31 protein-coding genes and 1 tRNA gene are annotated in these 25,779 nt (G+C 64.0%); 20 read left to right on the forward strand and 12 right to left on the reverse strand.

Features of this window, described 5'->3' with window-relative positions:
* Positions 1 to 64 precede the first annotated feature (64 nt).
* From argB to IL54_RS03495, 6 genes are all read left to right on the forward strand, one after another.
* Entirely contained in the window at positions 65 to 982 is a 918-nt protein-coding gene (gene argB / locus IL54_RS03470; RefSeq protein ID WP_037473279.1) for an acetylglutamate kinase, read from the forward strand.
* A 97-nt stretch (positions 983 to 1,079) separates the two neighbouring features.
* Positions 1,080 to 1,394: a YggT family protein gene (locus IL54_RS03475; protein WP_150125798.1), complete on the forward strand. Its 315-nt coding sequence runs from the start codon at positions 1,080 to 1,082 to the stop codon at positions 1,392 to 1,394.
* Positions 1,391 to 1,717, forward strand: a complete 327-nt coding sequence (locus tag IL54_RS03480) for a DUF167 family protein (protein ID WP_037473280.1) — start codon at positions 1,391 to 1,393, stop codon at positions 1,715 to 1,717. Before IL54_RS03475 ends, IL54_RS03480 begins: the two co-directional genes overlap by 4 nt.
* Entirely contained in the window at positions 1,714 to 2,607 is an 894-nt protein-coding gene (gene folD / locus IL54_RS03485) for a bifunctional methylenetetrahydrofolate dehydrogenase/methenyltetrahydrofolate cyclohydrolase FolD (RefSeq protein WP_037473282.1), read from the forward strand. Before IL54_RS03480 ends, folD begins: the two co-directional genes overlap by 4 nt.
* Complete coding sequence (locus IL54_RS03490; protein ID WP_037473283.1) at positions 2,604 to 3,260, forward strand: hypothetical protein; 657 nt, start codon at positions 2,604 to 2,606, stop codon at positions 3,258 to 3,260. The genes folD and IL54_RS03490 overlap by 4 nt, the downstream gene beginning before the upstream one ends.
* Positions 3,257 to 3,877 carry a MarC family protein gene (locus tag IL54_RS03495; protein WP_037473284.1) on the forward strand — a complete coding sequence of 207 codons (621 nt, stop codon included), beginning with the start codon at positions 3,257 to 3,259 and terminating at the stop codon, positions 3,875 to 3,877. The genes IL54_RS03490 and IL54_RS03495 overlap by 4 nt, the downstream gene beginning before the upstream one ends.
* 57 nt (positions 3,878 to 3,934) lie before the next feature.
* On the opposite strand, the gene fixJ is transcribed toward IL54_RS03495, so the two are convergent.
* Genes fixJ through IL54_RS03510 form a run of 3 tightly spaced genes read right to left on the reverse strand, consistent with a single transcriptional unit; the run spans position 3,935 to position 6,542 of the window.
* Entirely contained in the window at positions 3,935 to 4,558 is a 624-nt protein-coding gene (fixJ, locus tag IL54_RS03500) for a response regulator FixJ (protein WP_037473285.1), read from the reverse strand.
* On the reverse strand, positions 4,555 to 5,706 hold the full coding sequence (locus IL54_RS03505; protein ID WP_037473288.1) for a sensor histidine kinase: 1,152 nt from the start codon (positions 5,704 to 5,706) through the stop codon (positions 4,555 to 4,557). The genes fixJ and IL54_RS03505 overlap by 4 nt, the downstream gene beginning before the upstream one ends.
* 20 nt (positions 5,707 to 5,726) lie before the next feature.
* Entirely contained in the window at positions 5,727 to 6,542 is an 816-nt protein-coding gene (locus tag IL54_RS03510) for a universal stress protein (RefSeq protein ID WP_037473289.1), read from the reverse strand.
* A 115-nt stretch (positions 6,543 to 6,657) separates the two neighbouring features.
* Between IL54_RS03510 and IL54_RS03515 the strand changes: the two genes are divergently transcribed.
* Positions 6,658 to 7,020 carry a hypothetical protein gene (locus IL54_RS03515; RefSeq protein WP_037473292.1) on the forward strand — a complete coding sequence of 121 codons (363 nt, stop codon included), beginning with the start codon at positions 6,658 to 6,660 and terminating at the stop codon, positions 7,018 to 7,020.
* A 19-nt stretch (positions 7,021 to 7,039) separates the two neighbouring features.
* Positions 7,040 to 7,537, forward strand: coding sequence for a GNAT family N-acetyltransferase (locus IL54_RS03520; RefSeq protein WP_037473294.1), 498 nt, complete (start codon positions 7,040 to 7,042; stop codon positions 7,535 to 7,537).
* 4 nt (positions 7,538 to 7,541) lie between these two features.
* Here IL54_RS03520 and IL54_RS03525 read toward each other — a convergent pair whose 3' ends face one another.
* The 4 genes from IL54_RS03525 to IL54_RS03540 form a co-directional block, all read right to left on the reverse strand.
* Positions 7,542 to 9,392, reverse strand: a complete 1,851-nt coding sequence (locus IL54_RS03525) for an ABC-F family ATP-binding cassette domain-containing protein (RefSeq protein ID WP_037473298.1) — start codon at positions 9,390 to 9,392, stop codon at positions 7,542 to 7,544.
* Between the two features lie 367 nt (positions 9,393 to 9,759).
* Positions 9,760 to 11,667, reverse strand: coding sequence for a GGDEF domain-containing protein (locus IL54_RS03530; protein ID WP_162182201.1), 1,908 nt, complete (start codon positions 11,665 to 11,667; stop codon positions 9,760 to 9,762).
* Between the two features lie 155 nt (positions 11,668 to 11,822).
* Positions 11,823 to 12,143, reverse strand: a complete 321-nt coding sequence (locus IL54_RS03535) for a DMT family transporter (RefSeq protein WP_037473303.1) — start codon at positions 12,141 to 12,143, stop codon at positions 11,823 to 11,825.
* Between the two features lie 95 nt (positions 12,144 to 12,238).
* Positions 12,239 to 12,325, reverse strand: a tRNA-Tyr gene (locus IL54_RS03540).
* A 105-nt stretch (positions 12,326 to 12,430) separates the two neighbouring features.
* Here IL54_RS03540 and IL54_RS03545 point away from each other — a divergent pair.
* Positions 12,431 to 13,171 (forward strand): TrmH family RNA methyltransferase, encoded by a 741-nt coding sequence (locus tag IL54_RS03545; protein ID WP_037477729.1) that lies wholly within the window; start codon positions 12,431 to 12,433, stop codon positions 13,169 to 13,171.
* Positions 13,172 to 13,247: 76 nt separating this feature from the next.
* Here IL54_RS03545 and IL54_RS03550 read toward each other — a convergent pair whose 3' ends face one another.
* Entirely contained in the window at positions 13,248 to 13,565 is a 318-nt protein-coding gene (locus IL54_RS03550; protein ID WP_037473305.1) for a 2Fe-2S iron-sulfur cluster-binding protein, read from the reverse strand.
* Between the two features lie 80 nt (positions 13,566 to 13,645).
* Here IL54_RS03550 and IL54_RS03555 point away from each other — a divergent pair, with 80 nt between their 5' ends.
* The 3 genes from IL54_RS03555 to IL54_RS03565 all read left to right on the forward strand — a co-directional run bounded on the left by IL54_RS03555 (position 13,646) and on the right by IL54_RS03565 (position 15,031).
* Positions 13,646 to 14,263, forward strand: a complete 618-nt coding sequence (locus tag IL54_RS03555) for a DNA-3-methyladenine glycosylase family protein (RefSeq protein ID WP_037473307.1) — start codon at positions 13,646 to 13,648, stop codon at positions 14,261 to 14,263.
* Entirely contained in the window at positions 14,260 to 14,496 is a 237-nt protein-coding gene (locus IL54_RS03560) for a DUF2188 domain-containing protein (RefSeq protein ID WP_193378811.1), read from the forward strand. Before IL54_RS03555 ends, IL54_RS03560 begins: the two co-directional genes overlap by 4 nt.
* Positions 14,497 to 14,596: 100 nt before the next feature.
* Positions 14,597 to 15,031 carry a response regulator gene (locus tag IL54_RS03565; RefSeq protein WP_037473308.1) on the forward strand — a complete coding sequence of 145 codons (435 nt, stop codon included), beginning with the start codon at positions 14,597 to 14,599 and terminating at the stop codon, positions 15,029 to 15,031.
* Here IL54_RS03565 and IL54_RS03570 read toward each other — a convergent pair.
* Together IL54_RS03570 and murA are read right to left on the reverse strand one after the other, a co-directional pair.
* Positions 14,979 to 16,505, reverse strand: a complete 1,527-nt coding sequence (locus IL54_RS03570; RefSeq protein WP_037473310.1) for a PAS domain-containing protein — start codon at positions 16,503 to 16,505, stop codon at positions 14,979 to 14,981. The two genes, IL54_RS03565 and IL54_RS03570, sit on opposite strands and share 53 nt — an antisense overlap.
* A complete protein-coding gene (murA, locus tag IL54_RS03575; protein WP_037473312.1) occupies positions 16,498 to 17,781 on the reverse strand; it encodes a UDP-N-acetylglucosamine 1-carboxyvinyltransferase in 1,284 nt (427 codons plus the stop codon). The genes IL54_RS03570 and murA overlap by 8 nt, the downstream gene beginning before the upstream one ends.
* Positions 17,782 to 17,977: 196 nt before the next feature.
* On the opposite strand from murA, the gene IL54_RS03585 reads away from it, so the two are divergent.
* Positions 17,978 to 18,712, forward strand: coding sequence for a Crp/Fnr family transcriptional regulator (locus tag IL54_RS03585; RefSeq protein ID WP_037473317.1), 735 nt, complete (start codon positions 17,978 to 17,980; stop codon positions 18,710 to 18,712).
* A 310-nt stretch (positions 18,713 to 19,022) separates the two neighbouring features.
* Here the strand turns inward: IL54_RS03585 and IL54_RS03590 are convergent, their stop codons facing one another.
* Both IL54_RS03590 and IL54_RS03595 read right to left on the reverse strand, forming a co-directional pair.
* Positions 19,023 to 19,292, reverse strand: a complete 270-nt coding sequence (locus IL54_RS03590; protein ID WP_037473319.1) for a hypothetical protein — start codon at positions 19,290 to 19,292, stop codon at positions 19,023 to 19,025.
* Complete coding sequence (locus IL54_RS03595) at positions 19,289 to 19,855, reverse strand: HNH endonuclease (RefSeq protein ID WP_037473320.1); 567 nt, start codon at positions 19,853 to 19,855, stop codon at positions 19,289 to 19,291. Before IL54_RS03595 ends, IL54_RS03590 begins: the two co-directional genes overlap by 4 nt.
* 121 nt (positions 19,856 to 19,976) lie before the next feature.
* Here IL54_RS03595 and gluQRS point away from each other — a divergent pair, with 121 nt between their 5' ends.
* From gluQRS to IL54_RS23625, 7 genes are all read left to right on the forward strand, one after another.
* Entirely contained in the window at positions 19,977 to 20,942 is a 966-nt protein-coding gene (gene gluQRS, locus IL54_RS03600; RefSeq protein ID WP_076605541.1) for a tRNA glutamyl-Q(34) synthetase GluQRS, read from the forward strand.
* A 9-nt stretch (positions 20,943 to 20,951) separates the two neighbouring features.
* A complete protein-coding gene (locus IL54_RS03605; RefSeq protein ID WP_037473323.1) occupies positions 20,952 to 21,188 on the forward strand; it encodes a twin transmembrane helix small protein in 237 nt (78 codons plus the stop codon).
* Positions 21,189 to 21,194: 6 nt separating this feature from the next.
* On the forward strand, positions 21,195 to 21,764 hold the full coding sequence (locus tag IL54_RS03610) for a cob(I)yrinic acid a,c-diamide adenosyltransferase (RefSeq protein WP_037473326.1): 570 nt from the start codon (positions 21,195 to 21,197) through the stop codon (positions 21,762 to 21,764).
* Positions 21,765 to 21,892: 128 nt separating this feature from the next.
* The gene (locus IL54_RS03615) at positions 21,893 to 22,744 is read left to right on the forward strand and encodes a GGDEF domain-containing protein (RefSeq protein ID WP_037477735.1); all 852 of its coding nucleotides are present in this window, start codon (positions 21,893 to 21,895) and stop codon (positions 22,742 to 22,744) included.
* 76 nt (positions 22,745 to 22,820) lie between these two features.
* The gene (gene egtB / locus IL54_RS03620; protein WP_037473328.1) at positions 22,821 to 24,089 is read left to right on the forward strand and encodes an ergothioneine biosynthesis protein EgtB; all 1,269 of its coding nucleotides are present in this window, start codon (positions 22,821 to 22,823) and stop codon (positions 24,087 to 24,089) included.
* Between the two features lie 5 nt (positions 24,090 to 24,094).
* A complete protein-coding gene (egtD, locus tag IL54_RS03625) occupies positions 24,095 to 25,054 on the forward strand; it encodes an L-histidine N(alpha)-methyltransferase (RefSeq protein WP_037473330.1) in 960 nt (319 codons plus the stop codon).
* Between the two features lie 257 nt (positions 25,055 to 25,311).
* A partial coding sequence (locus IL54_RS23625; protein WP_156106262.1) for a TonB-dependent receptor plug domain-containing protein occupies positions 25,312 to 25,779 on the forward strand: 468 nt, incomplete at its 3' end.

A 25,779-nucleotide genomic window follows, 5' to 3' on the forward strand; every position in this document is an offset into this window, starting at 1 on the left:
AACACGCGACCCTTGTCCGGGTCGCTGTACGGTCCCGGCCTTGCGATACCCCCGCTTAGGGCTTATGCGCCCGCGCATGAACAGCAATCACGCCCCCGATCCCGCGCTCCTCGCCAAGGCCGAAACCCTGGTCGAAGCACTGCCCTATATGCAGCGCTATGCGGGCAAGACCTTCGTCGTCAAATATGGCGGCCACGCCATGGGCGACCCCGAAGCGGCGCGCGACTTCGCCGAGGATGTGGTGCTGATGAAGGCGGTCGGCATCAACGTCGTCGTCGTCCATGGCGGCGGGCCGCAGATCGGCGCGATGCTCAAGAAATTGGGCGTCGAATCGGAATTCGTCGGCGGCCTGCGCGTCACCGACGCCGAAACCGCCAAGATCGCCGAAATGGTGCTGGCCGGCTCCATCAACAAGGAAATCGTCGGCTGGATCGCCGGCGCTGGCGGCCGCGCTGTCGGCATCTCCGGCAAGGACGGCAACCTGATCCTGTGCGAAAAAGTGCTGGGCAAGCGCGAGGCCGACCCCAATTCGGGGATCGAGCGCAATGTCGATCTGGGCTTTGTCGGTGATCCCGTAAAGGTCGACCGCCGCATCCTCGATACGCTGACGCAGGACGGTATCATCCCCGTCGTCGCGCCCGTCGGCATCGGCGCGGATGGCCACACCTATAACGTCAATGCCGACACGATGGCGGGTGCCATCGCCGCCGAACTCGGCGCCTCGCGCTTCTTCCTGCTGACCGATGTCGCGGGCGTGCTGGACAAGGACAAGAACCTCCTGACCGATCTCGACCCGCAGGGGATCGAAGTCCTGCAACAGGATGGCACGATCAGCGGCGGCATGATCCCCAAGCTTGAAACCTGCGTCCGCGCGGTCGAGGGCGGGGTGGACGCCGCCGTCATCCTCGACGGCCGCGTGCCCCATGCGATGCTGCTGGAAATCTTCACCCGGCGCGGCGCAGGCACGCTGATCCGGCGCTAAGGGCGCGTGCTGCCGCTTGTGGACGGCCTGCCGCCTGCGCTAAAGCATGGATCGAAGAACCCGCCCCCGTGGCGGGCGACCAGCGGAGAACGATAGCTTGTACGAACTTCTGAACGCCCTCAACGGCATCGTCTATATCGTGCTGGAAGCGGTGTGGTGGATCATCATCGTCCAAGCGGTGCTGAGCTGGCTGATCGCCTTCAACGTCATCAACACCTCCAATGAATATGTGCGCAACGGCCTCTACGCGCTCGATCGCATGACCGAGCCGCTCTACCGCCCGGTGCGCAAGGTCTTGCCCGATTTGGGCGCGCTCGACCTGTCGCCGATGGTCGTGCTGCTCGCGGTCATCATCCTGCAGGGGCCGGTGCGCGAAAATCTGTTCGGGGCGCTGATGCGTGCGACGATCTGACTGCGGTCTGGTCGCTGGCGGGCGATGATCTGCTGCTCGCCGTCCGGCTGACGCCGGGCGCTGCGAAGGATGCGATCGGCGGCGGCTGGACGGACGAAAAGGGCGCGGCCTGGCTATCAGCCCGCGTGCGCGCCGTGCCCGAAAAGGGCCGCGCCAATGGCGCGCTGATCGCGCTGCTGGCCAAGACGCTCGATTGGCCCAAAAGCGCGATTTTACTGGAATCGGGCGACACCAACCGGCTAAAGCGGCTGCGAATACGGGATGGGGCGAATGCTGCGGTGCGCCTCACCGCCATCATCGACATATGGGTGCAAGCGACATGACCATCGGCAAGATCATCGACGGCAAGGCTTATGCGGCGGGGCTGCGCGACACGGTGGCCGAGGGCGTCACCGCCTTCGCCGCACAGGCGGGGCGCAAGCCGGGCCTGGCTGTCGTGCTGGTGGGCGAAGACCCGGCGAGCAGTGTCTACGTCCGGTCGAAGGGCAAGATGACCGTCGCGGTCGGCATGGAAAGCTATGAATTTAAGCGCCCGGTCAGCATCGGCCAAGACGACCTGCTCGACCTGATTGCGGAACTCAACCAGGACGACCGCATCGACGGCATCCTCGTCCAGTTGCCCTTGCCCGACCATATCGACGAAGCCAGCGTCATCGCCGCGATCGACCCGGCAAAGGATGTCGATGGCTTCCATGTTGTCAATGCCGGCCGTCTGGCGACGGGGCAGGAGGCGCTGGTCCCCTGCACGCCGATGGGCTGCATCATGCTCTTGAAGGATGAGCTGGGCGATCTGTCGGGGCTGGAGGCGGTCGTGGTCGGCCGCTCCAATATCGTCGGAAAGCCGATGGCACAGCTGCTGCTCGCTGAAAGCTGCACCGTCACCATCGCGCATAGCCGCACCCGTGACATTGCCAGCATCGTCCACCGTGCCGACATCGTCGTCGCCGCCGTCGGCCGGGCGGAAATGGTCAAGGGTGAATGGATCAAGCCCGGCGCGACGGTGATCGACGTCGGTATCAACCGCGTCACCGATACCGAGGATGGCAAGAGCCGGATCGTCGGCGACGTCGCCACCGCCGAAGCGCTCGCCCATGTCCGCGCCATCACGCCCGTCCCCGGCGGCGTCGGGCCGATGACGATCGCCGTGCTGCTGCGCAACACGCTGGTCGCCGCCCATGCCCGCGCGGGGCTGCCCAAGCCGGAGGGCTTGTGAGGGCGCGCGCCGCCCTCCTGACGCTTAGCGCGCTGGCGCTGCTCGCGGTGCCAGTCTCCGCCCGCCCGCCGCTGCGCTTTCAGCCTGACCCCAGCTCGGTCATCGCCGCCGAAATCGCCTTCAACCGGCTGGCCAAGCAAAAGGGCCAATGGACCGCTTTTCGCGACGCCGCCGCCGATGACGCGGTGATGGTCGTGCCGCAACGGGTGCTGGCGAAGGATTGGCTGAAGGGCCGCGCCGACCCGCCTGCGCCGATGACCTGGTCCCCCTCGATCGTCTATGTCGGATGCGATGGTGGCCTCGCCGCCAGCACCGGCAACTGGACCGCCACGGACGGATCGGTCGGTTCTTTCACGACCATCTGGCGGCGCGACAAGAAGGGGCGGTGGGAATGGATATTCGATCATCGCGCCCCGCTTGCCAGCCCCCGCGCCGCGCCTGAATTTCTGACCGGCAAGGTCGCCACCTGCAAGCGGCCGCCGCGTGCCGAGGGGCCACCGCCGGGTAAAAACGACCTGCCTCCGCCGCCCGACGACAGCCTGCTCTGGAGCGCCGACGTCGCCGCCGATGGCAGCCGCACCGTCAATGTGCAAATATGGAATGGCAGCGGGTATGATGCCGTCATAGCGGACAGGGTAGGGGCCGGATCATGATCGAATTATTCCTGTCGGCCTTCGTCACCCTGTTCGTGGTGATCGACCCGCCGGGCTGCGCGCCCATCTATGCCAGCCTGACCGGCGAGGCGAGCGCCGCCGAACGGCGCGCCATGGCGATCCGCGCAGTCGGCATCGCCGCCGCCATCCTGCTGGTCTTCGCTTTGTGGGGCAAGCAACTGCTCGGCGTGCTGGGCATCGAACTCGACAGTTTCCGCATCGCGGGCGGCATCATGCTGTTCATGATCGCGATGGACATGGTCTTCGAAAAACGCACCCAGCGGCGCGAGGACCGGGCGCAGAAGCTCACCGACGAAGAACCCCATGTCGAGGATGTGTCGGTCTTTCCGATGGCCATGCCGATGATCGCCGGACCAGGATCGATCGCCACGGTGATGCTGCTGATGTCGCGCGCCCACGATCTGACCGAGCGGATGGTGGTGCTGGGCGCGGTGCTGTTGACGCTGGCGCTGATGCTCGGCGCGCTGCTGGCAGCAGGCCCGCTGATGGCACTGCTCGGCCGCAAGATCGAAGCGGTGATCACCCGGCTGCTTGGGGTATTACTCGCCGCCCTGGCCGCCCAATTCGTAATCGACGGCCTGAAAGCGAGTTTCTAAAAATTCCTCCCCTGCAGGGGAGGGTTTTAGCTCATGCAGCTTCGCGTTTAGTTTGGCCTATGCCGCCGGTGCCCCCTCGACGGCGTGGAAGGCGATGCGGAGAGCTTCGGCCAGGCTTCGGACTTCCAGTTTCTGCATCAAATTGGCGCGGTGGATTTCGACGGTGCGGGGGCTGATGCCGAGGTCATAGGCGATGGTCTTGTTGGGTAGGCCTTCGACCAGCCCGTCCAGCACTTCGCGTTCGCGGTCGGTCAGGATGTTGAGGCGGGCCTGCGCCTCCTGCGCCCGTGCGCCGACCCCGCGCGTGGCGATTGACTGTTTGCGGGCCGATTCGATGCAGGCGAGCAGGGTCGCTTTTTCGAAAGGCTTTTCGATGAAATCGCTCGCCCCCGCCTTCATCGCCGCGACAGCCATGTCGATGTCGCCATGGCCGGTCATGATGATGACCGGCAGCATGATGCCGCGCGCGCGCAATTCGCGCTGTACCTCCAGCCCGTCCATGTCGGGCATCCGCACGTCGAGCAGGACGCAGCCCTGCGGCAACGTCGCAGCAGCCTTCAGGAAGGGCAGTCCGCCTTCGAAGACTTGCACGCCAAAGCCGCTGGTCTTGAGCAGGAAGGAGAGCGAGCGGCGGATCGCGTCGTCATCATCCACGACATAGAGGGGATAGGGTTCGCTCATGATAGGTCGTCCGCCCGGTCCAAAGTGAAATGAAAGGCGGTGCCGCCCCATTGCGAGGGCGTGGCCCAGATGCGCCCGCCATGGCCTTCGACGATCGTCTGGCTGATCGACAGGCCGACCCCCATACCATTGGCCTTGGTGGTGGTGAAGGGGGTGAAGAGCGTGCGCGACATGGCGGGGTCCAGGCCGGGGCCGCTGTCGGCGACGACCACCTCCACCTTGCCATCGTCGGCGGGCGCGGCGGTGAGGCGCAGGATGCGGGCCGGGCTGTCCTGCATCGCGTCCACCGCATTGCGGACGAGGTTGATGATCACCTGCTGCAACTGCACGCGATTGGCCAGCACCAGATCGACGTGGCGGTCGACCTGCACGTCCATGTCGATGCCCCGGCTGTCGGTGCCGATGAAGGCCAGCGCTGCGCCTTCGGCCAGCAGGCTGCGCAGCGGTTCGGGCTGGCGCAGGGTTTCGCCGCGCTTGATGAATTCGCGCAGCGAGCGGATGATCTCGCCCGCGCGCAGCGCCTGGCGCGCGCTTTCGTCCATCGCTTCGCCCAGCATGGCGCGGTCGAGGTCGCCGGGGGCGGCGAGCAGGTCGCGGCCTGCCTCCATATAATTGGCGATGGCGGTCAAGGGCTGGTTGAGTTCATGCGCCAGCGCGGAGGCGAGCGTGCCCATCGCCGTCACCCGACCGGCATGGGCGAGTTCGGCCTGCAAGTCGGCGACGCGCCGTTCGGCCTGCTGCCGTTCGGTCAGGTCGCGGATGAAGCCGGTGAAGAGGCGCTGGCCCTGATCATTCACTTCCCCGACCGACAATTCGATGGGAAAGGTGGACCCGTCGCGCCGCCGCGCCGCGGTCAGGCGGCCGATGCCGATGATCCGCTTTTCGCCGGTGTCGATATAATGGCCGATATAGCCGTCATGCCGCTCCCGATCGGGCGAGGGCATCAGCATCGAGATATTCTCGCCCAGCACATCGGCTTCGCTATATTGGAACATGCGCTGCGCCGCGGCGCTGAACGACACGATGCGCCCGCGCATGTCGATGACGATCAACGCATCGGGAATGGTCGCCAGGATGGACCCCAGCAAAGCCTGTTCCAGACTGTGCGCGTCGGTCAGCGCATCGCTTTCATCATCCGCTACAGCCATGCGCCGACCATGACCCTCTTTCAGTGCGCCAGCAAGAGGGGCACACGCGTATCGCGCAGCATGGCGCGGGTCACGCCGCCAAATACCAGTTCGCGCCAGCGGCTATGGCCGAATGCGCCCATGACCACCCAGTCCGCCGCCAGCGTGCCGATCGCCTCTTGCAGGGCCGCGTCGACCGCCCGGCCCTTGCGCGGCCAGCTATGCAGTTGCGCCTTGATGCCGTGCCGGGCGAGATATTCGGGTGCAGCGGTCGAGGGAAATTCGGCCTTGTCGGCTTCCTCGACGGACACGATCTCCACCGCCTGCGCCAGCCGCAGCAAGGGCACGGCGGCTCGCAGAGCGGCGCAGGATTCGGGCGACCCGTCCCAGGCGATCAGCGCGGTGCCAGTGACGGCAAAACCCTTGCACGCCTGCGGTACGGCCAGCACTGGCGTCCGCCCGCCCAGCGCCAAGTCGGCGACGATCGGCAAGGGATCGGACACATGGACCCGTCCGCCTTCGGGCAGGGTGGCGACGATCGCGTCGCTCAGCCGCGCGGCGGAGAGCAGGCCCGCGACGCTGTCGCCGTCGATCTGCCGCCAGTCCCAGGCGATATCCTCCTGCCCCAACCGCGCCTCCATCTTGGTGCGATAGGCTTCGTCAATCTCATGCAGTTCGGCCGCGATCGAGGGGGCATAGCCCGCGCCGCCATAGACATCGGCCGCGACCAGGTCGGGCAGCGGCGTTACCTGGACGCAATGGACATGGGCATCGCAGGCGCGGGCGAGGTCGCAGGCGGCCTGCAGGCGGCTGTCCGCGCCGACATCATCATGAATATGCAGCAGGATCGATTTCATCGCACGTCTCCCGGCAGGGTTTATCGCCCCTTGATGGCTAGGCGTCCCCCGGCGCGCGCACCATCAGGGATAGTCCTTATAGAATTTTCTGCGCCCAAATCCGATTCACTCCAGCATGACGTGGACCACGATACGCCTGGAGCTGGCCAGCTCCCCCGCTTTTCCCAAGGGGTCGGTGGCGCGCAGCTATGTGCTGCGGTTGCCGCTGGGAGAGGATGGCGTGATCGACGAACCGGCCTATCGCGCCCATCCTGAACTGGCGACGGTGCGGCGTTTCTGGCCCAACGAACCCGACCGGCATGGCAGCCTGTTGCGCACGGCCGAAGGTTGGGCGCTGGCCTATGCGCCGGGCAAGGAAGATGACGAACGGCTGTTCCGGCTGGACGCGCAAGCGATCCGGGCGGGCAATATGATCACCCTGATCGAACCCGATGGCGCTGCCCTGCCCTTCCTGGTGAAGGCGTTGGCGGCGGCCTGAATGCAAAAGGATATTGTTGATGATCGCGCTTGAAACCCGGTACGGCTTTCCCTTCACGGTGCGTCCGGCCACCCATGACGATGAGGTCGCGCTGGCCGCCTTCTTCGACGAAGTGTCCGACGAGGACCGGCGCTTCCGCTTCCTGAGCGCGGTGCGTCATGTCAGCCCGGCGCAACTGCATGACATCACCGCGTTCGAGCATCACCGACATGAAACGGTGTTGGCATTCGAGCCGGGTGGCGCGACGATCATCGCGGCGGCGACGCTGGCGGCGGACAAGGCGGGCGACATTGGCGAAGTCGCCATTTCGATCCTGCCCGAACTCAAGGGCAAGGGGATCGGCTGGACCCTGCTCGACCATATGGCGCAGGAAGCGCGGCATTGGGGCATCAAGAAGCTCCAGTCGATCGAGAGCCGTGACAATCATGCCGCGATCTCGCTGGAACGGGAAATGGGCTTTACCGCCCGTGCCGTCGAGGGCGACCCGGCGCTGATGCTGCTGGAGCGCAGTTTCTAACGGGTCAGCCCGCTTCCAGCGCGGCGCCCGCCTCCATCCACACTTCTTCGGCGGCGGCGAGTTTCTTTTCGATTGCGGCGCGCTGGACCATCAGGTCGCTGGTCTTGGCCGTTGCCTTGGCAGGGTTGGCGAGCGCGGCGTCGATGCGGGTGCGTTCGGCGGCGAGCGCAGCCATTTCGCGTTCGGCCTTGTTGACCGCGTTCTTGAGCAGCTTCTGTTTTTCGCGCCACTCCGCGGCGGCTTTCTTGTCGGCCTTGCGGTCGACCTTGGGCGCGTCGCCGCTGCTGTTGCCGTCGGCCTTGCGCAGGATGATGTCGGTATAGTCATCAAGGCTGCCGTCGAACGGCTGGGCCGTGCCATTATCGACCAGTACCAGCCGGTCGGCGACCAGTTCGATCATGTGGCGGTCATGGCTGACGATCACCACGGCGCCGGAATAGTCGTTGAGCGCCTGGACCAGCGCTTCGCGGCTGTCGACGTCCAGATGGTTGGTCGGTTCGTCGAGGATCAGCATGTGCGGGGCGTCGCGGGTGATGAGGGCGAGCGCCAGGCGGGCGCGCTCGCCGCCGGACATGGAGCCGACCTTCTGCACCGCGCGCTCGCCGGAAAAGCCGAAGCGGCCAAGTTGGGCACGGACGGCACCGGGGGTCGCGCCCTTCATGACACGGGTCATATGTTCGAGCGGCGTGTCGGTGACGTCCAGCTCTTCCACCTGATATTGGGTGAAATAGCCGACATTCATCTTGGGGCTGGACGCCATTTCGCCTTCCATCGGCGCGAGTTGCGCGGCGATGAGGCGGGCCAGCGTGGTCTTGCCGTTGCCGTTGCGGCCCAGCAGCGCGATCCGGTCATCCGGGTCGATGCGCATGTTGATGCGCTTCAAGATGGGCGTGTCGCCATAGCCGACCGAGGCCATGTCCATGGTGATGAGCGGCGGGCGCAGTTCGGCGGGGCTGGGGAAACCGAAATGCAGCGTCGGATCTTCGATGGCGGCGGCGATCGGCTGCATCCGGGCCAGCGCCTTGGCACGGGACTGGGCCTGTTTCGCGGTCGAGGCACGGGCGGAGTTGCGGGCGACATATTCCTGCAATTTCTCACGCTCGGCCTGCTGCTTGGTGCGGGCCGATTCGAGCTGGGCCAGCCGTTCGGCGCGCTGCCGTTCGAAGGCATCATAGCCGCCGGGATAGAGAGTGACCTTCCCGCCTTCGAGATGCAGGATATAGTCGACCACATTGTTGAGCAGGTCGCGTTCATGGCTGATGATGACCACGGTGCCGCGATAGGCTTTGAGGAAATTTTCGAGCCAGAGCGTCGCTTCGAGATCGAGATGGTTCGAGGGCTCGTCAAGCAGCAGCAGGTCGGGGTTGGAAAAGAGCAGCGAGGCAAGCGCCACGCGCATCTTCCAGCCGCCCGAATAGCTGTCGAGCGGGCGGCCCTGCATTTCCTCGTCAAAGCCGAGGCCCACCAGGATGCGGGCGGCGCGGGCGGGCGCGGTATAGGCGTCGATCGTCGTCAGCCGCTCATAGATATGGCCGAGGCGGTCGGGATCTTGCGTATGCTCCGCCTCTTCCATTAGCGCGGCGCGTTCCTTGTCCGCCTCCAGCACGGTTTCGAACGGGGTCGCGGTGCCAGACGGGGCTTCCTGCGCGATATAGCCAAGGCGCGTGTCGCGCGGCATGTCGCAACTGCCCTCGTCCGGGTCGAGCTGGCCGATCATCACCTTCATCAGCGTGGACTTGCCCGCACCATTGCGGCCGATGAGGCCAACGCGCGACCGAGGCGGCAGCGCGGCGGCGGCACGGTCAAGGATGATGCGGCCGCCCAGGCGCACGGTGATGGCATTCAGATTAAGCATGGCGCGCCCCTAGCATGGGTGTGCGGTGCAGCAAAGGCAGGAAGCGGCGTTTTGCAAGGGGGCGGCTGGTTGCGAAGTATACAGTGTTGTGGCCGACGCAAAAGCGTGGGGACAGACGGGTGGCGCGGATTTCGCAATAGGAGAATTTTTGCGAAGTGGGTGGGTGTGCGGAGAGGGAGCCGCAGGGAGAGGGAAGTTGACGGGGAGAAAGAGCGCGGGGGGAGTGTGGCATAAGGTGGGGGATGTAGGACAGGGGAATAAGCCGACCGGCGAATGTGCGGTTTGGAGCAACGGTCTTAGGTTGGCTGCCATGCCACGATGCCAATCGCAGCCGACCACTGGCCGAGATGGTTTAACCGATCGACGCTCAATTCACAGTGTCTGCTTCTTCAATTACGCACTGATCACGCCCCCGGTGTTTTGCCTTGTACAGCGCTGCATCAGCGGCTGCATATAATTGCGCGAACGACGATCTGCCGTGCGCATTAGCGATACCGATGCTGACGGTCATTTGTCCAGCGGCCCCATCTGCGAATATTCGTTTCGTCTTGCCGATGCCAGACCAAAGTCTTTCAGCCACGATGATTGCTTCTTCTGGACCGCTGGTCTCGATCAGCGCCATGAACTCCTCGCCGCCGATCCGGCCAAACAAATCCTTATCTCGCAAAAGCGATCGCGCGTCCTGGGCTATCTCGGTCAAAATTCGATCACCAACGAGATGGCCATAGGTGTCGTTCACGCGCTTGAAGTGATCAATATCGATTACGAGCATGTACAGTCGGCGCGGGTTCTGCAGCGCCAACTTTTCTTCCACATCATATAATATCCGTCGGCGGTTCGGGGCGCCGGTGAGAGTATCGCAGTCGGCCAATCGGCTGAGTTCAACGTTGGCGCGATGCAACTCGTCCGTCCGTTGTGCGACCTGCTGCTCCAGGTTGAGATGGGCGCGCGTGAGTTTTTCCGCCATGTCATCGAAGTCGTGGCCAAGTTGTTCCACTTCATCGAGCTCTGGCCTCGCGCTTGTGGGAAAATCGACGTCGGACTGGAAGCGTCGGGTCAATATTCTTGTCCGTTCGGTCAGACGCGCAAGCGGCCTTCCGACATAGCGTCGAATCAGCAGGCTGATAGCGATGCCTTGGAGCAAAAGGCAAAGAAACGCCGTTATGGCTACGCGCGCAACGGCACGCAGTGCGCCTGCTTGTATCACGTCCTCATTTTGGATGGTGAGCACATACCAACCGGGCGTTTTGATCGTGCGCATCGATACATGCGCGGCCAACCTTGGCGCATGGCCCAAAAACGTCTTGCCGGCATTACTGCGAATGAACTGCCACAGGGCTTGAAGCTGCGGATCGCGCGTCTGTTTAAGGTCCAACAATTGTTCCGACCCCGCTTCGCTCTGAAGCGTGTAGCGTGGATGCCGGATGAGCATTCCTTCGGCCGATACGAGTACGGTATCCGTTGCACGAAGCCCATTCAACTCATCGGCCGACAGCAAATCATTGAGCAGAAGGCTCGTGCCCCAGGTACCAATGTGTCGCCCGTTCCAATCGACAGGGGTCATGCAGCCCGTCGTCCAAGTTCGACCGGATGTATCGTATAGGATATGCACGAGAGGCGTACATCGTGTCCGCCGCGATGGATTCAACGCAGCCGTGCTGATCTTTGCGAACGTTTCCTGTTGGAAATCAAGGTTGCCGGGAGCTTTCTTCCGGTAGAAGCCGAGCTTGTCCTCACGATCCGGTGCGAACATGATGAGCGTATTGTCCGGAGTGAAGAAATAGAGACTTTTTAGGTCAGGGCGAATGCCTTCTCCGACTGCGTGCGCCACCCGTGTGGCACGGAGAATGAGCGCTCGCTGGTTCGCATCCGGTTCCGTCCCGATATAGGCGCCCACACCACGCACATAACCGAATGGTGTCCGGCCACCGTCGAATAGCAGGTCCGAACTTCGCCGTCCCCCGCGACGATCACGCGGAAAAAGTGTGTCGAGGTTACGCGCGTCATCGGGGCTTGGACCTTCAGCAAGTTCTGCCAACAATAGCTGTTTGGCATGTTCATGCGCTGCGCTGAGCCGTGTGAACCGACCCTCCTGAAGTTCCGCCACTTGCCTGTTCTGGCCATCGAGCCGGATCAGCGCCTCGTCCAGGGCTTGGCGCTTTATATCGAAATATGCAGCCATGCCCGAAACTAAAAACAATAATCCGATCACGAGCGAAAGCGTGACAGCTGCCCTTGTAGAGACAGACATTTTACCGGCAGCAAGCATCTTCATGACGCTCTTTTTTGTCATGTCCAGGTAAACAACGCCTAAACTATGTCGAGCGATCGCGGGGCGGGATCGGTGATAGACGATCGGAGAGATGTTCGGTCATGAGAGCCGCGCAATAGTGCCATAATGGCGGAAATTGGCGCTATCTCGCCCCTCCCTCACGCACTCGCGAAAAACTTCGTCCCCACGACGCCCACCACGATCAGCGCCATGAAGCCTATCTGCACGCCGTTCACGCGGTCGCCGAAGAAGAGGATGCCGCCGATGATGACGCCGACGGCGCCAAGGCCGGTCCAGACGGCATAGGCGGTGCCGGCGGGGATGCCGCGCATGGCGAGGGCGAGGAGGCCCATGTTGAGGAAGCTGAGCGCGATCGGGATGATCGATGCCTGCCAGGTGGCGACCCCTGCGGCCCATTTGAGGCTCAAGGCCCAGCAGATTTCGGTGAACACGGCGATGCCGAGGATAAGCCACGCCATGGGCGCTCCCCTTTCGTCTCTCAGCGGGCTCGGTGGGAGAGCGCGCCAGCCGGAAACCCGGAAGAGGCCGCACGCCGGGGCGCAACGCGCAAGGGTGGTGGACAGGGTTGGGTTCGAACCAACGTAGGGCGTAGCCCGGCAGATTTACAGTCTGCTGCCTTTAACCACTCGGCCACCTGTCCAGTACCCTGTGCGATGACAGAAAACTGCCTTTCATCGCGCCGGAGGCGGCTCAATGGCGAAACGAGGCTTGCCTGTCAATGGGTGGATGTGAAATGAGCGCAATCATGAAAAGAGGTCATCGCTCCGCCAAGCCCAAGGGCGCCTTCCCGCGCTTCTATGGGCGTCACGCCGTTATTGCGGCTCTCGCCAACCCCAATCGCATCGTGCGCAAGATATGGGGCACGCGCGAAGCGCTGGCCCCGCTCGACCTGCCCCCAGTGCTGCCGATCGTCTATGCCGACGTCGCGGACATGGGCCGGATGGTCCCGTCGGACGCGCCGCATCAGGGCATCGTCGCCGAAGTCGAACCACTGGACGATGTCTGGCTGGACGAAGTGCTGGAACAGGGCCGCGACGACAAGCGCCCGATCCTGGTGCTGGACCAGGTGACGGACCCGCATAATGTCGGCGCGATCCTGCGATCGGCGGCGGCGTTCGATGCGTTGTGCATCGTCACGCAGGACCGGCATGCGCCGCCCGAATCGGGCGTGCTGGCGCGCGCGGCGTCGGGCGCGCTGGAAATCATGCCGTGGGTGCGGGTGGTGAACCTGGCGCGTGCGCTCGATGAGATTGCCGAGGCAGGCTATTGGCGCATCGGCCTGGATGGCGATGCGGATACGGTGCTGGGCGACGCCATCGGCGAATCGCGCGCGGCGCTGGTGCTGGGGGCCGAGGGCGAGGGCTTGCGGCACAACAGCATGGCGCATTGCGACATATTGGCGAAGCTGCCGATCAGTCCGCGGATGGAGAGTTTGAACGTCTCCAATGCGGCGGCGATCGCGCTCTATGCGGCGGCGAGTCGGTAGCGCAAAGGAAAGGGTGTCGCTCCATTGATAGGGCGACACCCCTCCGTCTCCCCTTGCAGGGGAGGATTTTTTGAGATCAGTCTTCGGGGGCGATGGTGACGCGCAGGCCGTCGAGCGCGTCGCTCAGCACGACCTGGCAGGACAGGCGGCTGGTGTCGTTGCGGTGGTCCGAGCTGTCGAGCAGGTCGTTTTCATCCTCGGTCATCGCGGGCAGGACGTCCGCGAAGTCGGGATCGACATAGACATGGCAGGTGGCGCAGGAGCAGCAGCCGCCGCACAGGGCGAGCAATTCGTCAAAGCCGTTGTCGCGGATGACTTCCATCACCGACAGGCCATTGTCGCCTTCGACAGCCTGTTCTTCGCCCGCACGGTTGACCACGATCAGTTTCGGCATCTATCCAGTCCCCTAGGAAATTATCTCCGCTGCTCTGACGGAGGGACGCCGGGAAATCAAGCGCTGCTGAGGGAAACATCATGGTGACGACGGCGCAGCAGTTGCGCGACAGCCTGGACGCGATCGCCGCTATCGAGCCGGGGTTCGCCGCTGCGCTGGCGCGGGCGGGCTATCCTGAGCCGCGCGTGCGCGAGCCGGGCTATGAGACGTTGCTGCGCACGATCGTCGGGCAACAGGTGAGCGTGGCGTCGGCGGGCGCGGTGTGGCGCAAACTGGAGGCGGAACTGGGCGCGGGTTGCGCGCCCGACGTGCTGCTGGCGCGGGATTATGATGCGTTGCGGGCGTGCGGGCTGTCGCGGCAGAAGCAGGGCTATGCCCGGAGTTTGGCCGAGATGGTGGTGACGGGCGCGCTCGACCTGCATGCACTGCCCGCCGATGACGAGGAGGCGATTGCGCAACTGGTGCGGATCAAGGGGATCGGGCGCTGGTCGGCGGAAATCTATCTGTTGTTTGCCGAGGGGCGGCCCGATATCTGGCCGGCGGGCGACCTGGCCGTGCAGATCGAAACGGGGCGGATATTGGGATTGCCCGAACGGCCGAGCGAGAAAGCGACCCGCGCTTTGGCCGACGCCTGGCGACCGCATCGCGGCGCGGCGGCGATCATGGCCTGGCACCATTATAACATCGAGGTATTATGACCAAGACACTGCCCCCCAAACTGCCGCATGCCCGCTACATCGTCCTGCACCATGATGGCGCGTGGAAGATCAATCTGAACAACAGCTATTATGGCCCGTTCGCGACCCAGCTGGCGGCGGTCGAGAGCGCGACGGCGACCGCGCGGCAGGCGAGCGAAGAAGGGTATCCGGCGTCGGTGCTGTTGATGAAGGGGACGGAATTCGAGACGCTGTGGACCAGCGAGGCGGCGTGAGGCCTGTCCAATAGTGTAGTTTTCAAGGCTTTATCCGCCAGCGGGGGAACTGAACCACGGTGCGGGACATTCCGTTGATCCAGGTTATATGGAAATGGGAATGAGCAAGAAGGTTCTGATCGTCGAGGACGAGATATTCGTCGCGCTGGAAATCGAGCAGATCGTCGAGGACGCCGGATTCGACGTCGGCGCGATCGCGGCCGACCGGGATGCGGCGCTCGCCTGCGCCGATTCGTGCGACATCGCGCTCGTCGATCTCAACCTGCGCGATGGGCCGACGGGTCCGGCGATCGGCATGGAACTGGCGATGCAGCATGGCGTGCGGGTCATCTATGTGACCGCCAATCCCGCCCAGATCGGCCCGGCTTCGGTGGCGGCGCTGGGCGTCATCACCAAGCCGTTTCGCGCGCATAGCATCGTCGCCGCGTTGCAGCTGGCGGCAGAGGAAACGCCGGAACCCTGCGCCGCCGATATTGCGGGCTTTATTCCTTTCCTGCCGTCCGACTCATCGAACGGCGCGGAATCGAGAGGCTGATCGCAAGGCCTTCCGAGCGCCATTCGCGCTCGATCCTGCCACCCAGTTGCCGTTCGACGCTGAGCGTCATCAGGCGGCTGCCGAACCCGTCGGTGCTGGAAGGCGCCACGCTCGGCCCGCCCTCTTCACGCCAGTCGATGCGAACGTCATCGCCCTCCACACTGACGGCAAGATGCACACGCCCGTCCGGCACCGAGAGCGCGCCATATTTGGCGGCGTTGGTGGCGAGTTCGTGGAAGAGCAGCGCAAGCGGTGTCGCGGAACGGTCGTCGATCGCGGCATCGTCGCCCGATAGCAGGATGCGCGAGCCGTCCGTGCCGCGATAGGGCGCGAAAATCTGCTTGAGGATACCCGACAGGCTGCCGACCCCCTGCCCCGGCTGCGGCGCGGATTCGGCGCTGTGCGGGCGCACGAAATCATGGGCGCGACCCAAGGCGAGGATGCGGTCGCGCAAGTCGTCGGCGACATCGCTGATCTGCGGATGCTGGCGCGCGGACAGGCCGATCAGCCCGGCGATGACCGAAAAGATGTTCTTGATCCGATGGGAGAGTTCGTGCGCGATCATCTCGCGCTCTTCCATCATCAATTTCTGTTCGTGAATGTCGGTGCAGGTGCCGATCCAGCGGGTGATCGTGCCTTCGGCATCCCGGATCGGCAAGGCGCGGCCCAGGGTCCAGCGATATTCGCCGCTATGGTGGCGCAGCCGATATTCGATCTCATAGGGTTCGCCAGTGACGAGGCTATTGCGCCAGCGGCCCCAGGCGCGCTCCTGATCGTCGGGATGGAAGACGCCGCTCCACCCGTCGCCATCGGTCGAGCCGGCAGGCGTGCCGGTATATTCGTACCAGCGCGCATTATAATAATCGTGAAAGCCATCGGGCAGCGTCGACCAGACCATTTGCGGCATGGTGTCGGCCAGCGTGTGGAACATGCGATCGCTGGTGGCGAGCGCCGCCGCGCTTTCATTCTGGAAGGTGATGATGTCGCGATCGCGGCGACGCCCCTCCAGTTCGACCATCACCTGCCGCGCGAGCAGGACCATGCCCTGGCGCTGCATCGGCGTCAGGTCGGCGCGCGGCTTGGTGTCGATGACGCATAGCGCGCCAAGCGGCACGCCATCGGCCCCGACAAGCGGCGCGCCAGCGTAGAAGCGGATATGCGGCGGTCCAGTGACCAGCAGATTGTCGGCGAAACGATGATTTTGCGTGGCGTCGGGGACGACGAAAATCTCCGACCCCAGCATGGCGTGGGCGCAGAAGGAGACGTCGCGCGGGGTTTCCTCCGCATCCAGCCCGGTGCGGGCGAGGAAGCGCTGGCGCACATCCTCGACGATGCTGACCAGCGCAATCGGCGCGTCGCACAGCGTTGCGGCGAAATCCGTGATCTCGTCCAGATTGCGGAAACCACCGGCGTCGAGATCATAGAGCGCGAGCAGCGCGGCACGATCCGTCTCCAGGCCGCGGCCGTCAGCCATCGCTGACCCGTTCGATATCCGCGCCGACGGCGGACAATTTCTCTTCGAGCCGTTCATAGCCGCGATCGAGATGATAGACGCGGTTGACCTGGGTTTCGCCTTCGGCGGCGAGGCCCGCGAGAATGAGGCTCATCGAGGCGCGCAGGTCGGTCGCCATTACGGGCGCACCAACGAGGCGGGGCACGCCGCGCACGACGGCGGTGCGGCCGTTGACGGCGATGTCGGCCCCCATGCGCGCCAGTTCGGGCACATGCATGTAGCGATTTTCGAAGATGGTTTCGGTCAGCACCGATGCGCCATCGGCCATGGTCAGCATCGCCATGAACTGCGCCTGCATGTCGGTCGGGAAGGCCGGGAAAGGCGCGGTCGAGAGGGTGAGCGGGCGCAGCTTGCCGTCCGAGGCAACGCGGATGCCGCCCTTATAGGGATCGACCTGTACCCCCGCCTCGCGCAGCGCGACGATGATGGCGTGCATGTCGTTTTCATTGGCCCCGGCAAGGTCGAGCGAGCCCCCGGCGATGGCGACCGCGCAGGCATAGCTGCCCGCTTCGATCCGGTCGGGCATCACGCTATAGGTCGCGCCATGCAGCCGTTCGCGGCCATGGATCACCAGCCGGTCGGTGCCCACGCCTTCGATATCGGCGCCCATGGCGATCAGCAGCTTGCACAGATCGACGATTTCCGGTTCGCGCGCGGCATTGTCGAGTATGCAGGTGCCCTTGGCGAGCGAGGCGGCCATCAGCGCATTTTCCGTCGCGCCGACCGACACGACCGGGAAGGTGAAGTGGCCGCCGGGCAAGCCGCCATCGGGCACGCTGGCGCGGACATAGCCTGCTGTGATTTCAAGCACCGCGCCAAAGGCTTCGAGCGCCTTGAGATGAAGATCAATCGGCCGGTTGCCGATGGCGCAGCCGCCCGGCAGCGAAACCCGCGCTTCGCCCGCACGAGCGAGCAAGGGGCCAAGCACCAGGATCGACGCGCGCATCTTGCGCACGATATCATAGGGCGCTTCGGTCGAGGTGACGCGACCCGCGCGCATGGTGAGGACGCGGCCGAAATCCTCCGGTCTTGCGCCCTCGATCATGGTCGAGACGCCCAACTGGTTCAGCAAGTGACCGAAGCTGTCGACATCGGCCAGCCGCGGCAGGTTGCGCAGCGTCACCGGTTCGTCGGTCAACAGCGCGCAGGGCAGCAGCGTCAAAGCCGCATTTTTCGCGCCGGAAATGGGAAGGCGGCCGTTCAGTGCGTTGCCGCCGCGAATATCAATGCGGTCCATCGGACAGGGTTAATAGCGGCAAATGCGCGCCGCGCAAGGCGGACGCCGTAGCATTCGTCACCCGTGCGCGGTGCGCGCGCAATATAGCCGCAACAATCGTCGCCAGCTTGATCGAGTTTAGTGCGACGGGCGCAAATGCAGCCAAAAGGCGCTTGAGGCGTTCTGCCATCGTAACGAGAATTGGAAGAAGGTGTTATTGGTGGCAACAAGTTGTTTCGCCGCAAGGCTGGCCAAACAGGTGCCGCTGTCGGACGCGGAAAGGACGGCACTGGCACGGTTGGAGGAAAACCCCCGCAAGGTAAAGCGCGGGGCGATGGTTCAGCGTGTCAATGATACGGTGACAGAATTGTTCGTGCTGCGCGAAGGCCGAATGATGAGCTTCGTCATCATGCCCGACGGCAGCCGTCAGATATTGCGCGTCTATTTTCCGGGCGACTTCATCGGGTCGGCCAGCACCATCTATAGCCGCGCGCCCGAATCGCTGATCGCGCTGACCGACGCGATTATTTGTCCGTTCGACAAGCATGCGCTGCGCCGACTGCTCGATGAATCGCCGCGTGTTGCCGCGTTGCTGTTCCTGCTGTCCAATGCCGAGCGGGTGGCGATGACCGACCGGCTGGCGTCGCTGGGCCGGACATCGGCCAAGGCGCGGGTTGCTTCCTTCCTGCTCGACATGTTCGACCGCATCCGCGTTACCGACGATGCCGTCACCGACAGTTTCGACCTGAAGCTGACGCAGGAGGAAATCGGTGATTCGATCGGCCTGACATCGGTGCATGTGAACCGCATGATCCGGCAGATGGAGGAAGAAGGGCTGATCAGCCGGTCGAACGGCCGAATCACGCTGCGCGACCTGCCCCGGCTGGAGGAAATCGGCCATTATACCAATCGGCAGAAGGATATGGACCTGGACTGGTTGCCGGTCGGATAGCGATCACATCTTGATACCGAGCGCTTAAGCAGCAGGGACAAATTAATCAGAGGCGAGCTTTCCAAGTGTCGGTCGGATATTTGATAATCCGCCGTCGCCATAGCCAAAGAGCGAAAGCAAACATCAGCGCTCCGATAGCGATGCCAGCAGCCCATCCCTGCTGCTGGCCATGAAAATACGCAGCCAGCATGCTTACAATTGCCGGAGCCGATAAGGCGAGCCAATCCCTGCGGTTTAATTTTCTCATGCTACGCGATCTATCGCGAAACAAAGCGAATAGCACCGGCTTTTGCGTGAGCATTGGGTCGTTCTATCTTCGTCTGGGCGCGGGCGCGAAGCAGCGGTCGCAGCGGCGCCAGCAGGCGACGCCGGGCATGGCGACTGCTGGTTTGAGCTCGGGTTGCGGCGCAAGGCGGGCGAGGATGTCGGGCGACAGGCCATCCGGCGCGGCGCGATTATGGCACATCAGGCAGTTTTGCACATATTTGGCACGGGTCAGGCCGCTATGGTCCTCCTGCGCGGCGAGCGGGCCGGGGCTAATCAGCAGCACGGCCAAGGCAAGCCGCAGCGCCCGCGTCATGCCAGCAGCTCGACATCCCAATAGAGCCAGTCGCGCCAGCTGTCGTGGAGATAGCCGGGCGGGAAGGCGCGGCCATGTTCCTGCAACTGCCAGGTCGTCGGGCGGATCGGTTCGACATGGAGGCGCATGCCCGCTTGCTTTGGCGTGCGCCCGCCCTTTTTGAGGTTGCAGGGCGAACAGGCGGTGGCGACATTTTCCCAGGTCGTGCGCCCCCCCGCGCGGCGCGGCACGACATGGTCGAAGGTCAGGTCGGTGCTGACGCCGCAATATTGGCAGGCGAACTTGTCGCGCAGGAACAGGTTGAAGCGGGTGAAGGCGGGATGTTCGGACGGGCGCACATATTGTTTGAGCGCGATGACCGAGGGGATTTTCATGTCCAGGCTGGGACTATGCACCTGCCGCTCATAGCTGGCGATGATGTCCACGCGGTCGAGAAATACCGCCTTGATCGCCGTCTGCCACGGCCACAGGCTCAGCGGATAATAGCTGAGCGGGGTGTAATCCGCATTGAGTACGAGCGCCGGGCAGTTTTCCGGGTGCCGTATAAGGTCGGGATGGTACATAGAAACCTTCTACCCCCTTGCCGACGCCGCTGATTAACCAGCAACATGACATCCGCATGACAGCATCAACCAATATCGTCCGTCAAGAGCCTGTATGACCGATACGAACGCCCTACCGCATATGGTGACCCGCTTTGCCCCCAGCCCGACCGGGCGGCTGCATGTCGGGCATGGCTGGTCCGCGCTGCTGGCCATGGACATGGCGCGCGCGGCAGGGGGCGCTTTTCGCCTGCGGATCGAGGATATTGACGGGACGCGTAGTCGGCCGGAGCATGTGGCGGGGATCATTGAGGATCTGCGCTGGCTGGGTGTGACATGGGATGGCGATGTCGTTTTCCAGTCGCAGCGGCTGGAGGCTTATGAGGCGGCGCTTGATCGGTTGCGGGCCATGGGGCTGCTTTATCCCTGTTTCTGCACGCGCAGCGACATTCAGGCGAGTTTGACCGCGCCGCATGGGCCGGAGGGGCCGGTTTATCCGGGGACGTGTCGGGGGTTGGGCGAGGGCGAACGGGCGCGGCGGATCGACGCGGGGGACGCGCATGCGTGGCGGATCGATATGGCGGCGGCGGTGGCGCGGGTTGGGGTGGTAAGGTGGCGGGCGCTCGCCTTCTCTACCTCGTCATTCCCGCGCAGGCGGGAACCCATCTCCCACGCTATCATGTCAACGCCAGGTCGGGAGATGGGTCCCCGCCTTCGCGGGGATGACGATGAAAAGGGTGAGACGCTGCATTCCGCCGATCCGCTGGCGCATGGCGATGTGGTGCTGGCGCGCAAGGATGCGCCGGCGAGCTATCATTTGTCCTGCACGCTGGACGATGCGGCGATGGGGGTAAGCCATGTGCTGCGCGGCGATGATCTGAAAGGGGCGACGGATATTCATTGCCTGTTGCAGGCGTTGCTCGACCTCCCCTCCCCGACCTATTGCCACCATCCGCTGCTGGTCGGACCGGATGGCAGGCGGCTGGCCAAGCGGGACAGGTCGATCGCGCTCGCCGATCTGCGCGCGCAAGGGGTCGATCCCGCCGAACTCGCGACTGCCCTAAGAGGCAAGCGCTTTCCGGTTGGAATCAGGCTGGCAAGCGCCTAAGTTGGACATATGAACATAGTCCTCGTCATCGCCCTCATCCTTGCCATGGCCGCGACGCTGTTCGCGCTCATCCGTGGCATCATCAGCTTCCTTCAGACGACGAAGGAGGAGTTGAACGCGCCCGAAGGCAGCGGTCCCGGTCCGTCGCGGTTGAAGCAGAATAAGGCGATGATGAACCGCGTGCTGTTTCAGGCGATCGCGATCGTCATCGTCGCGCTCCTGCTGCTGATGAAGGGCAACGGGTAAGATTACATGGTCAAGCTGAACAAGATCTACACCCGCACCGGTGATGCGGGCACGACCGGCCTTGCCGACGGCACGCGCCTGCCCAAATATGCGCCGCGCATGCAGGCGGTGGGTGATGTCGATGAAGCCAATAGCGCGATCGGCCTTGCCGTGCTGGCGATCGGCGATGCGCCCGAAGCGGCGTGGCTGACGATGATCCAGAATGATCTGTTCGACCTGGGGGCCGATCTGGCGACGCCGATCACCGATGCGGGCGACCCGCCCTGGGCCTTGCGGATCATCGAAAGCCAGGTCGAGCGGCTGGAACAGCAGATTGATGCGATGAATGCGGAACTGGCACCGCTCGACAGTTTCGTGCTGCCGGGCGGATCGGCGGCAGCGGCGGCGGTGCATCTGGCGCGCGCCATCACGCGACGGGCTGAGCGCAGCGCGACGGCGGCGGCGACCGACGTGACGCTGAACGTGCAGGCGCTCATCTATCTCAACCGCCTGTCCGACCTGCTGTTCGTCATGGCACGCCGCCTGAACGACAATGGTGCGCGCGACGTCAAATGGGTGCCGGGCGCATCGCGCTGAGCGGTCGGGTCGCTCGACTCATGCGCGGCACAGTTGATCGCAGAGACGCGCATTAACCCTGTTTCTTCAGGATGCGTTTAGACGCGCCGACGACTTTCCGCCCGGTCTATAATCATGACTGGGCTGATATGCATTTCTACCTCGCGACCTCCTTCATTTTCCCCCGCTCGCTCAGGCTCCGGCTGTTCACCCTCTGCTTCGTCGCCACCCATTTGCCGCTGCTGGGCTATATGGCCTGGGGGCTGGCGACCGGGCGGCTGGCACTGGCGGAGTTCGTGCTGCTGACGCTGGCGACGGTGATCGGCACCGGCATTGCGCTGTACGGGATCGGCGCGTTGCTCAATCCCATCCATGCGCTGGCGCAGACATTGCAGGGGCAAGATAGCGACCCCACGCCCCTGCCCCAGGTCGGCGATGTCATCCAGACGCTCTATGCCGGGGTGCATCGTGCCGCCCATGTCACGCGCACGCAGATGCAGGATCTGAACGTCGCCGCGCATGAAGACCCGCTGACCGGTATCGCCAACCGGCGCGGTTTCCTGATGCAGATCGACATGCTGCCCCAGGTGCGGCGCAAGGGATGCGTGGCGATTATCGACATCGACCATTTCAAGCAGGTCAACGACCGGATGGGCCATGACGAGGGCGACCGGGTGCTGGCGGCCTTTGCGCAACGGCTGGCGGCGCAGTTGCGCCGGGTCGATCATGTCGCGCGCTGGGGCGGCGAAGAGTTCATGGTCTTCTTCCCCGACTGTATCGAGGATGAGGCCTGCTGGTCGCTATCGCGGATCGCCACCCAGATGCGCGACGATCCGATCGGCCAGGTCAATGGCCGCGCGATCAGCTTTTCTGCGGGTGTCGCGCGCTGGCAGGGAACGCCCATCGAAGAGACGATCGCGAGCGCGGACCAGGCGCTCTACGATGCCAAGCAACAGGGGCGCGACCGCGTCTGCCGCGCCGCTCAACCGGTCTGCTGCTGAAAAAGGAGGGGAACCCTAAAGGGCAGTCATGCGCTTTTTGCTCCATCATCATGCGAGCATAGCGTAAGGGGCAGGCATGGCCAGAAGCTGGACCGAGTTGGACAGGGATGCGCTGATGTCGCGCTATCGCGAGGTGCGCGCGCTGACACAGGCGCTTGGGCTTCCCCTGTCCGATGCTGATGCGACGGTCCAGTCCATGCCCGATGCGTCTCCGGCCAAATGGCATCTGGCGCATGGCACCTGGTTCTTCGAAACCTTCGTTTTGCGCGATCATGTGCCGGGCTATCAGCCGTTCGATCCGCGCTACGCCTTCCTGTTCAACAGCTATTATGAAGCCGAAGGCGCGCGCCATGCGCGGCCGATGCGGGGGATGCTGACCCGGCCGTCGCTGGACGAGATAAGCGACTATCGCGCGCATGTCGATGCGGCGCTACTGGCGGCGATCCCCATGCTGTCGCGCGAGGCTAGGACGCTGGTGACGCTGGGGCTGCATCATGAGCAGCAGCATCAGGAATTGATGCTGACCGACCTGCTGCATCTGTTTTCGCTCAATCCGATGGAGCCCGCGCTGTTCGCCGGACCCGCTGCTGCCTCCATGGACCTGCCCGACGCCCTGCACTGGATCGAGGGGCGCGAGGGGCTGGTCGAGATTGGCGACGAGGGCCGGGGCGGGTTCGCCTTCGATTGCGAGGGACCACGGCACAAGGCACTGCTCCATCCCCATGCGCTGGGGCACCGGCCGATCACCAATGGCGAATGGATCGCCTTCATCGAGGATGGCGGTTATCGCACGGCGGCGCATTGGCTGGCCGATGGCTGGGCCTGGGTGCAGGCGGAAAGCGTCGATGCGCCAGCCTATTGGGCGCAGGGCGAACAGGGCTGGACCCGCTTTGGCCTCGATGGCCGCCAGCCGGTCAATCCGGCCGCGCCGGTGACGCATATCAGCCTGTATGAAGCCGATGCCTATGCCAGTTGGGCAGGCGCGCGGCTGCCGACCGAGGCGGAATGGGAAAGTGCGGCGCAGAATATCGCGCCGACGTCGGGCAATCTGCTGGATGATGCCGCCTGCCCCCGTCCCCACCCCGCCGATGCCACCGCGTCGCTGACGCAGATGTTCGGCGATGTGTGGGAATGGACCGGCAGCGCCTATCGCCCGCATCCCGGCTTTCGCGCGGCACCGGGCGCGGTCGGCGAATATAATGGCAAATTCATGTCGGGCCAGTTCGTGCTGAAGGGCGGCAGCTGCGCCACGCCGCGCGGCCATGTGCGGGCCAGCTACCGCAACTTCTTTTATCCCCATCAACGCTGGCAGTTCACCGGGCTGCGACTGGCGAAGGATCTGTAACGACCATGCTGCTGACAGACGACGCCCCGACCGTAACCCATGCGGTCGACCCGGCCTTTCGCCGCGACATCATCGAAGGTCTGTCGCGCAGCCCCAAGGCGACGCCGCCCATCTGGTTCTATGACCGGCATGGGTCGGAATTGTTCGAGGCGATCACCGACCTGCCCGAATATTATCCCACACGCACCGAGACGGCGCTGCTGGAGAAGCACGGCACGGACTTTGCGCAGGCGGTAGGCGAAGGCCGCGCGGTGGTGGAGTTTGGCGCGGGCAGTTCGCGCAAGACGCCGCACCTGCTGCGCGCGATCGCGCCGAGTACCTATGTGCCGATCGACATTAGCGGCGATTTCCTGCGGGCGAGCAGTGCGACCTTGGCGCAGGCCTTTCCCGACTTGCCGGTGATTCCGGTGGAAGGAGATTTCAACCGGCCGCTGACATTGCCCGATGCGATCGAAGCCATGCCCCGGCTGGGTTTCTTCCCCGGATCGACCATCGGCAATATGGAGCCGGATGCGGCGGTCGACCTGCTGCGCGCCATGCGCCGCCTGCTGGGCGATGAGGCGATGCTGTTGATCGGCATGGACCGGATCAAGGATCGCGACCGGCTGATCGCGGCCTATGACGATGCGGCGGGAGTGACGGCGGCGTTCAACCTGAACCTGCTCACCCGGATCAACCGCGAGTTGGAGGGCGACCTGCCGATCGACGGCTTTGCCCATCGCGCGATCTGGAATGACGACAAGGCGCGGGTCGAAATGCATCTGGAGGCGATACGGCCGCTGCATTTCCATGTGGCTGGGCAAGGGTTCCGCATGGCGCAGGGCGAGACGATCCACACCGAAAGCAGCCATAAATATGGGGAGCGCGACGGGCGACTGCTGCTGCGGTCGGGTGGCTGGGAGCCGGTGCGTGAATGGACCGATAAGGAGGGATTGTTTTCGCTAATGCTGGCGCGCGCAGGGTAGAGCGCGCGCTTTTTCGTCGAATGCCACAGCGCCTCTTCGCCGAGGCATAATTGCGCCGAAATGCACATCAATCCTGCATTTGCCTTTCTTCGACGCCAAGGCAACTGGGCAAGGCCTGATGCAATTTTAGCACATCACCCGAAATTCACATGCACCTTGGGACAGTCGCTGGATGCAAATTGCGTGGGGGTAGCACTCATGCTAATTGTTTCAGCGGGACACAATTAACACGATGTCCGGTTTCAGGGAGGGACGCCATGATTGCATCCAGTAATTCGCGGGCGATTTGCGCCTTATTCGCTTCCGTTTCGAGCCTTGGCCTCGCCTCGATGGCGCAGGCGCAGACCGATGGCATGGACATCATCGTCACCGCGCAGAAGCGCAGCCAGTCGTTGCAGGATGTGAGCGTTGCGGTGTCGGCGGTCAGCGGCGACGCGCTGACCAATGCCGGGGTCAGCAATTTGCAGGACATTCAGCAGCTCGTCCCGTCGGTCACGTTCGGCAATGATTTCAACCAGGCCAAGGTGTTCATTCGCGGCGTGGGCGCCAATACCTCCACCACCGGGTCCAGCACCGGCGTCGCGCTGCATGTCGATGGCGCCTATGTCGCGCGCGCCGAAGCGCAGCTGACGTCGTTGTTCGATCTGGAGCGGGTCGAAGTGCTGCGCGGGCCGCAGGGCAGCCTTTATGGCCGCAACGCGGTCGGCGGGTCGATCAACCTGATC

Source organism: Sphingobium sp. ba1 (genome assembly GCF_000743655.1).
Lineage (GTDB): Bacteria > Pseudomonadota > Alphaproteobacteria > Sphingomonadales > Sphingomonadaceae > Sphingobium.

Excerpts from the sequence above, each read along its gene's own strand:
- IL54_RS03520 (WP_037473294.1), top strand. The coding sequence starts at position 7,040 with ATGATCGCGCTTGAAACCCGGTACGGCTTTCCCTTCACGGTGCGTCCG.
- IL54_RS03570 (WP_037473310.1), bottom strand. The coding sequence starts at position 16,505 with ATGGCTGACGGCCGCGGCCTGGAGACGGATCGTGCCGCGCTGCTCGCG.
- IL54_RS03565 (WP_037473308.1), top strand. The coding sequence starts at position 14,597 with ATGAGCAAGAAGGTTCTGATCGTCGAGGACGAGATATTCGTCGCGCTG.
- IL54_RS03560 (WP_193378811.1), top strand. The coding sequence starts at position 14,260 with ATGACCAAGACACTGCCCCCCAAACTGCCGCATGCCCGCTACATCGTC.
- IL54_RS03610 (WP_037473326.1), top strand. The coding sequence starts at position 21,195 with ATGGTCAAGCTGAACAAGATCTACACCCGCACCGGTGATGCGGGCACG.
- gluQRS (WP_076605541.1), top strand. The coding sequence starts at position 19,977 with ATGGTGACCCGCTTTGCCCCCAGCCCGACCGGGCGGCTGCATGTCGGG.
- IL54_RS03590 (WP_037473319.1), bottom strand. The coding sequence starts at position 19,292 with ATGACGCGGGCGCTGCGGCTTGCCTTGGCCGTGCTGCTGATTAGCCCC.
- IL54_RS03605 (WP_037473323.1), top strand. The coding sequence starts at position 20,952 with ATGAACATAGTCCTCGTCATCGCCCTCATCCTTGCCATGGCCGCGACG.
- IL54_RS03535 (WP_037473303.1), bottom strand. The coding sequence starts at position 12,143 with ATGGCGTGGCTTATCCTCGGCATCGCCGTGTTCACCGAAATCTGCTGG.
- IL54_RS03530 (WP_162182201.1), bottom strand. The coding sequence starts at position 11,667 with ATGAAGATGCTTGCTGCCGGTAAAATGTCTGTCTCTACAAGGGCAGCT.
- murA (WP_037473312.1), bottom strand. The coding sequence starts at position 17,781 with ATGGACCGCATTGATATTCGCGGCGGCAACGCACTGAACGGCCGCCTT.
- IL54_RS03495 (WP_037473284.1), top strand. The coding sequence starts at position 3,257 with ATGATCGAATTATTCCTGTCGGCCTTCGTCACCCTGTTCGTGGTGATC.
- IL54_RS03555 (WP_037473307.1), top strand. The coding sequence starts at position 13,646 with ATGGTGACGACGGCGCAGCAGTTGCGCGACAGCCTGGACGCGATCGCC.
- folD (WP_037473282.1), top strand. The coding sequence starts at position 1,714 with ATGACCATCGGCAAGATCATCGACGGCAAGGCTTATGCGGCGGGGCTG.
- IL54_RS03505 (WP_037473288.1), bottom strand. The coding sequence starts at position 5,706 with ATGGCTGTAGCGGATGATGAAAGCGATGCGCTGACCGACGCGCACAGT.
- egtB (WP_037473328.1), top strand. The coding sequence starts at position 22,821 with ATGGCCAGAAGCTGGACCGAGTTGGACAGGGATGCGCTGATGTCGCGC.
- IL54_RS03615 (WP_037477735.1), top strand. The coding sequence starts at position 21,893 with ATGCATTTCTACCTCGCGACCTCCTTCATTTTCCCCCGCTCGCTCAGG.
- IL54_RS03515 (WP_037473292.1), top strand. The coding sequence starts at position 6,658 with ATGACGTGGACCACGATACGCCTGGAGCTGGCCAGCTCCCCCGCTTTT.
- IL54_RS03545 (WP_037477729.1), top strand. The coding sequence starts at position 12,431 with ATGAAAAGAGGTCATCGCTCCGCCAAGCCCAAGGGCGCCTTCCCGCGC.
- egtD (WP_037473330.1), top strand. The coding sequence starts at position 24,095 with ATGCTGCTGACAGACGACGCCCCGACCGTAACCCATGCGGTCGACCCG.
- IL54_RS03510 (WP_037473289.1), bottom strand. The coding sequence starts at position 6,542 with ATGAAATCGATCCTGCTGCATATTCATGATGATGTCGGCGCGGACAGC.
- IL54_RS03550 (WP_037473305.1), bottom strand. The coding sequence starts at position 13,565 with ATGCCGAAACTGATCGTGGTCAACCGTGCGGGCGAAGAACAGGCTGTC.
- IL54_RS03525 (WP_037473298.1), bottom strand. The coding sequence starts at position 9,392 with ATGCTTAATCTGAATGCCATCACCGTGCGCCTGGGCGGCCGCATCATC.
- argB (WP_037473279.1), top strand. The coding sequence starts at position 65 with ATGCGCCCGCGCATGAACAGCAATCACGCCCCCGATCCCGCGCTCCTC.
- fixJ (WP_037473285.1), bottom strand. The coding sequence starts at position 4,558 with ATGAGCGAACCCTATCCCCTCTATGTCGTGGATGATGACGACGCGATC.
- IL54_RS03595 (WP_037473320.1), bottom strand. The coding sequence starts at position 19,855 with ATGTACCATCCCGACCTTATACGGCACCCGGAAAACTGCCCGGCGCTC.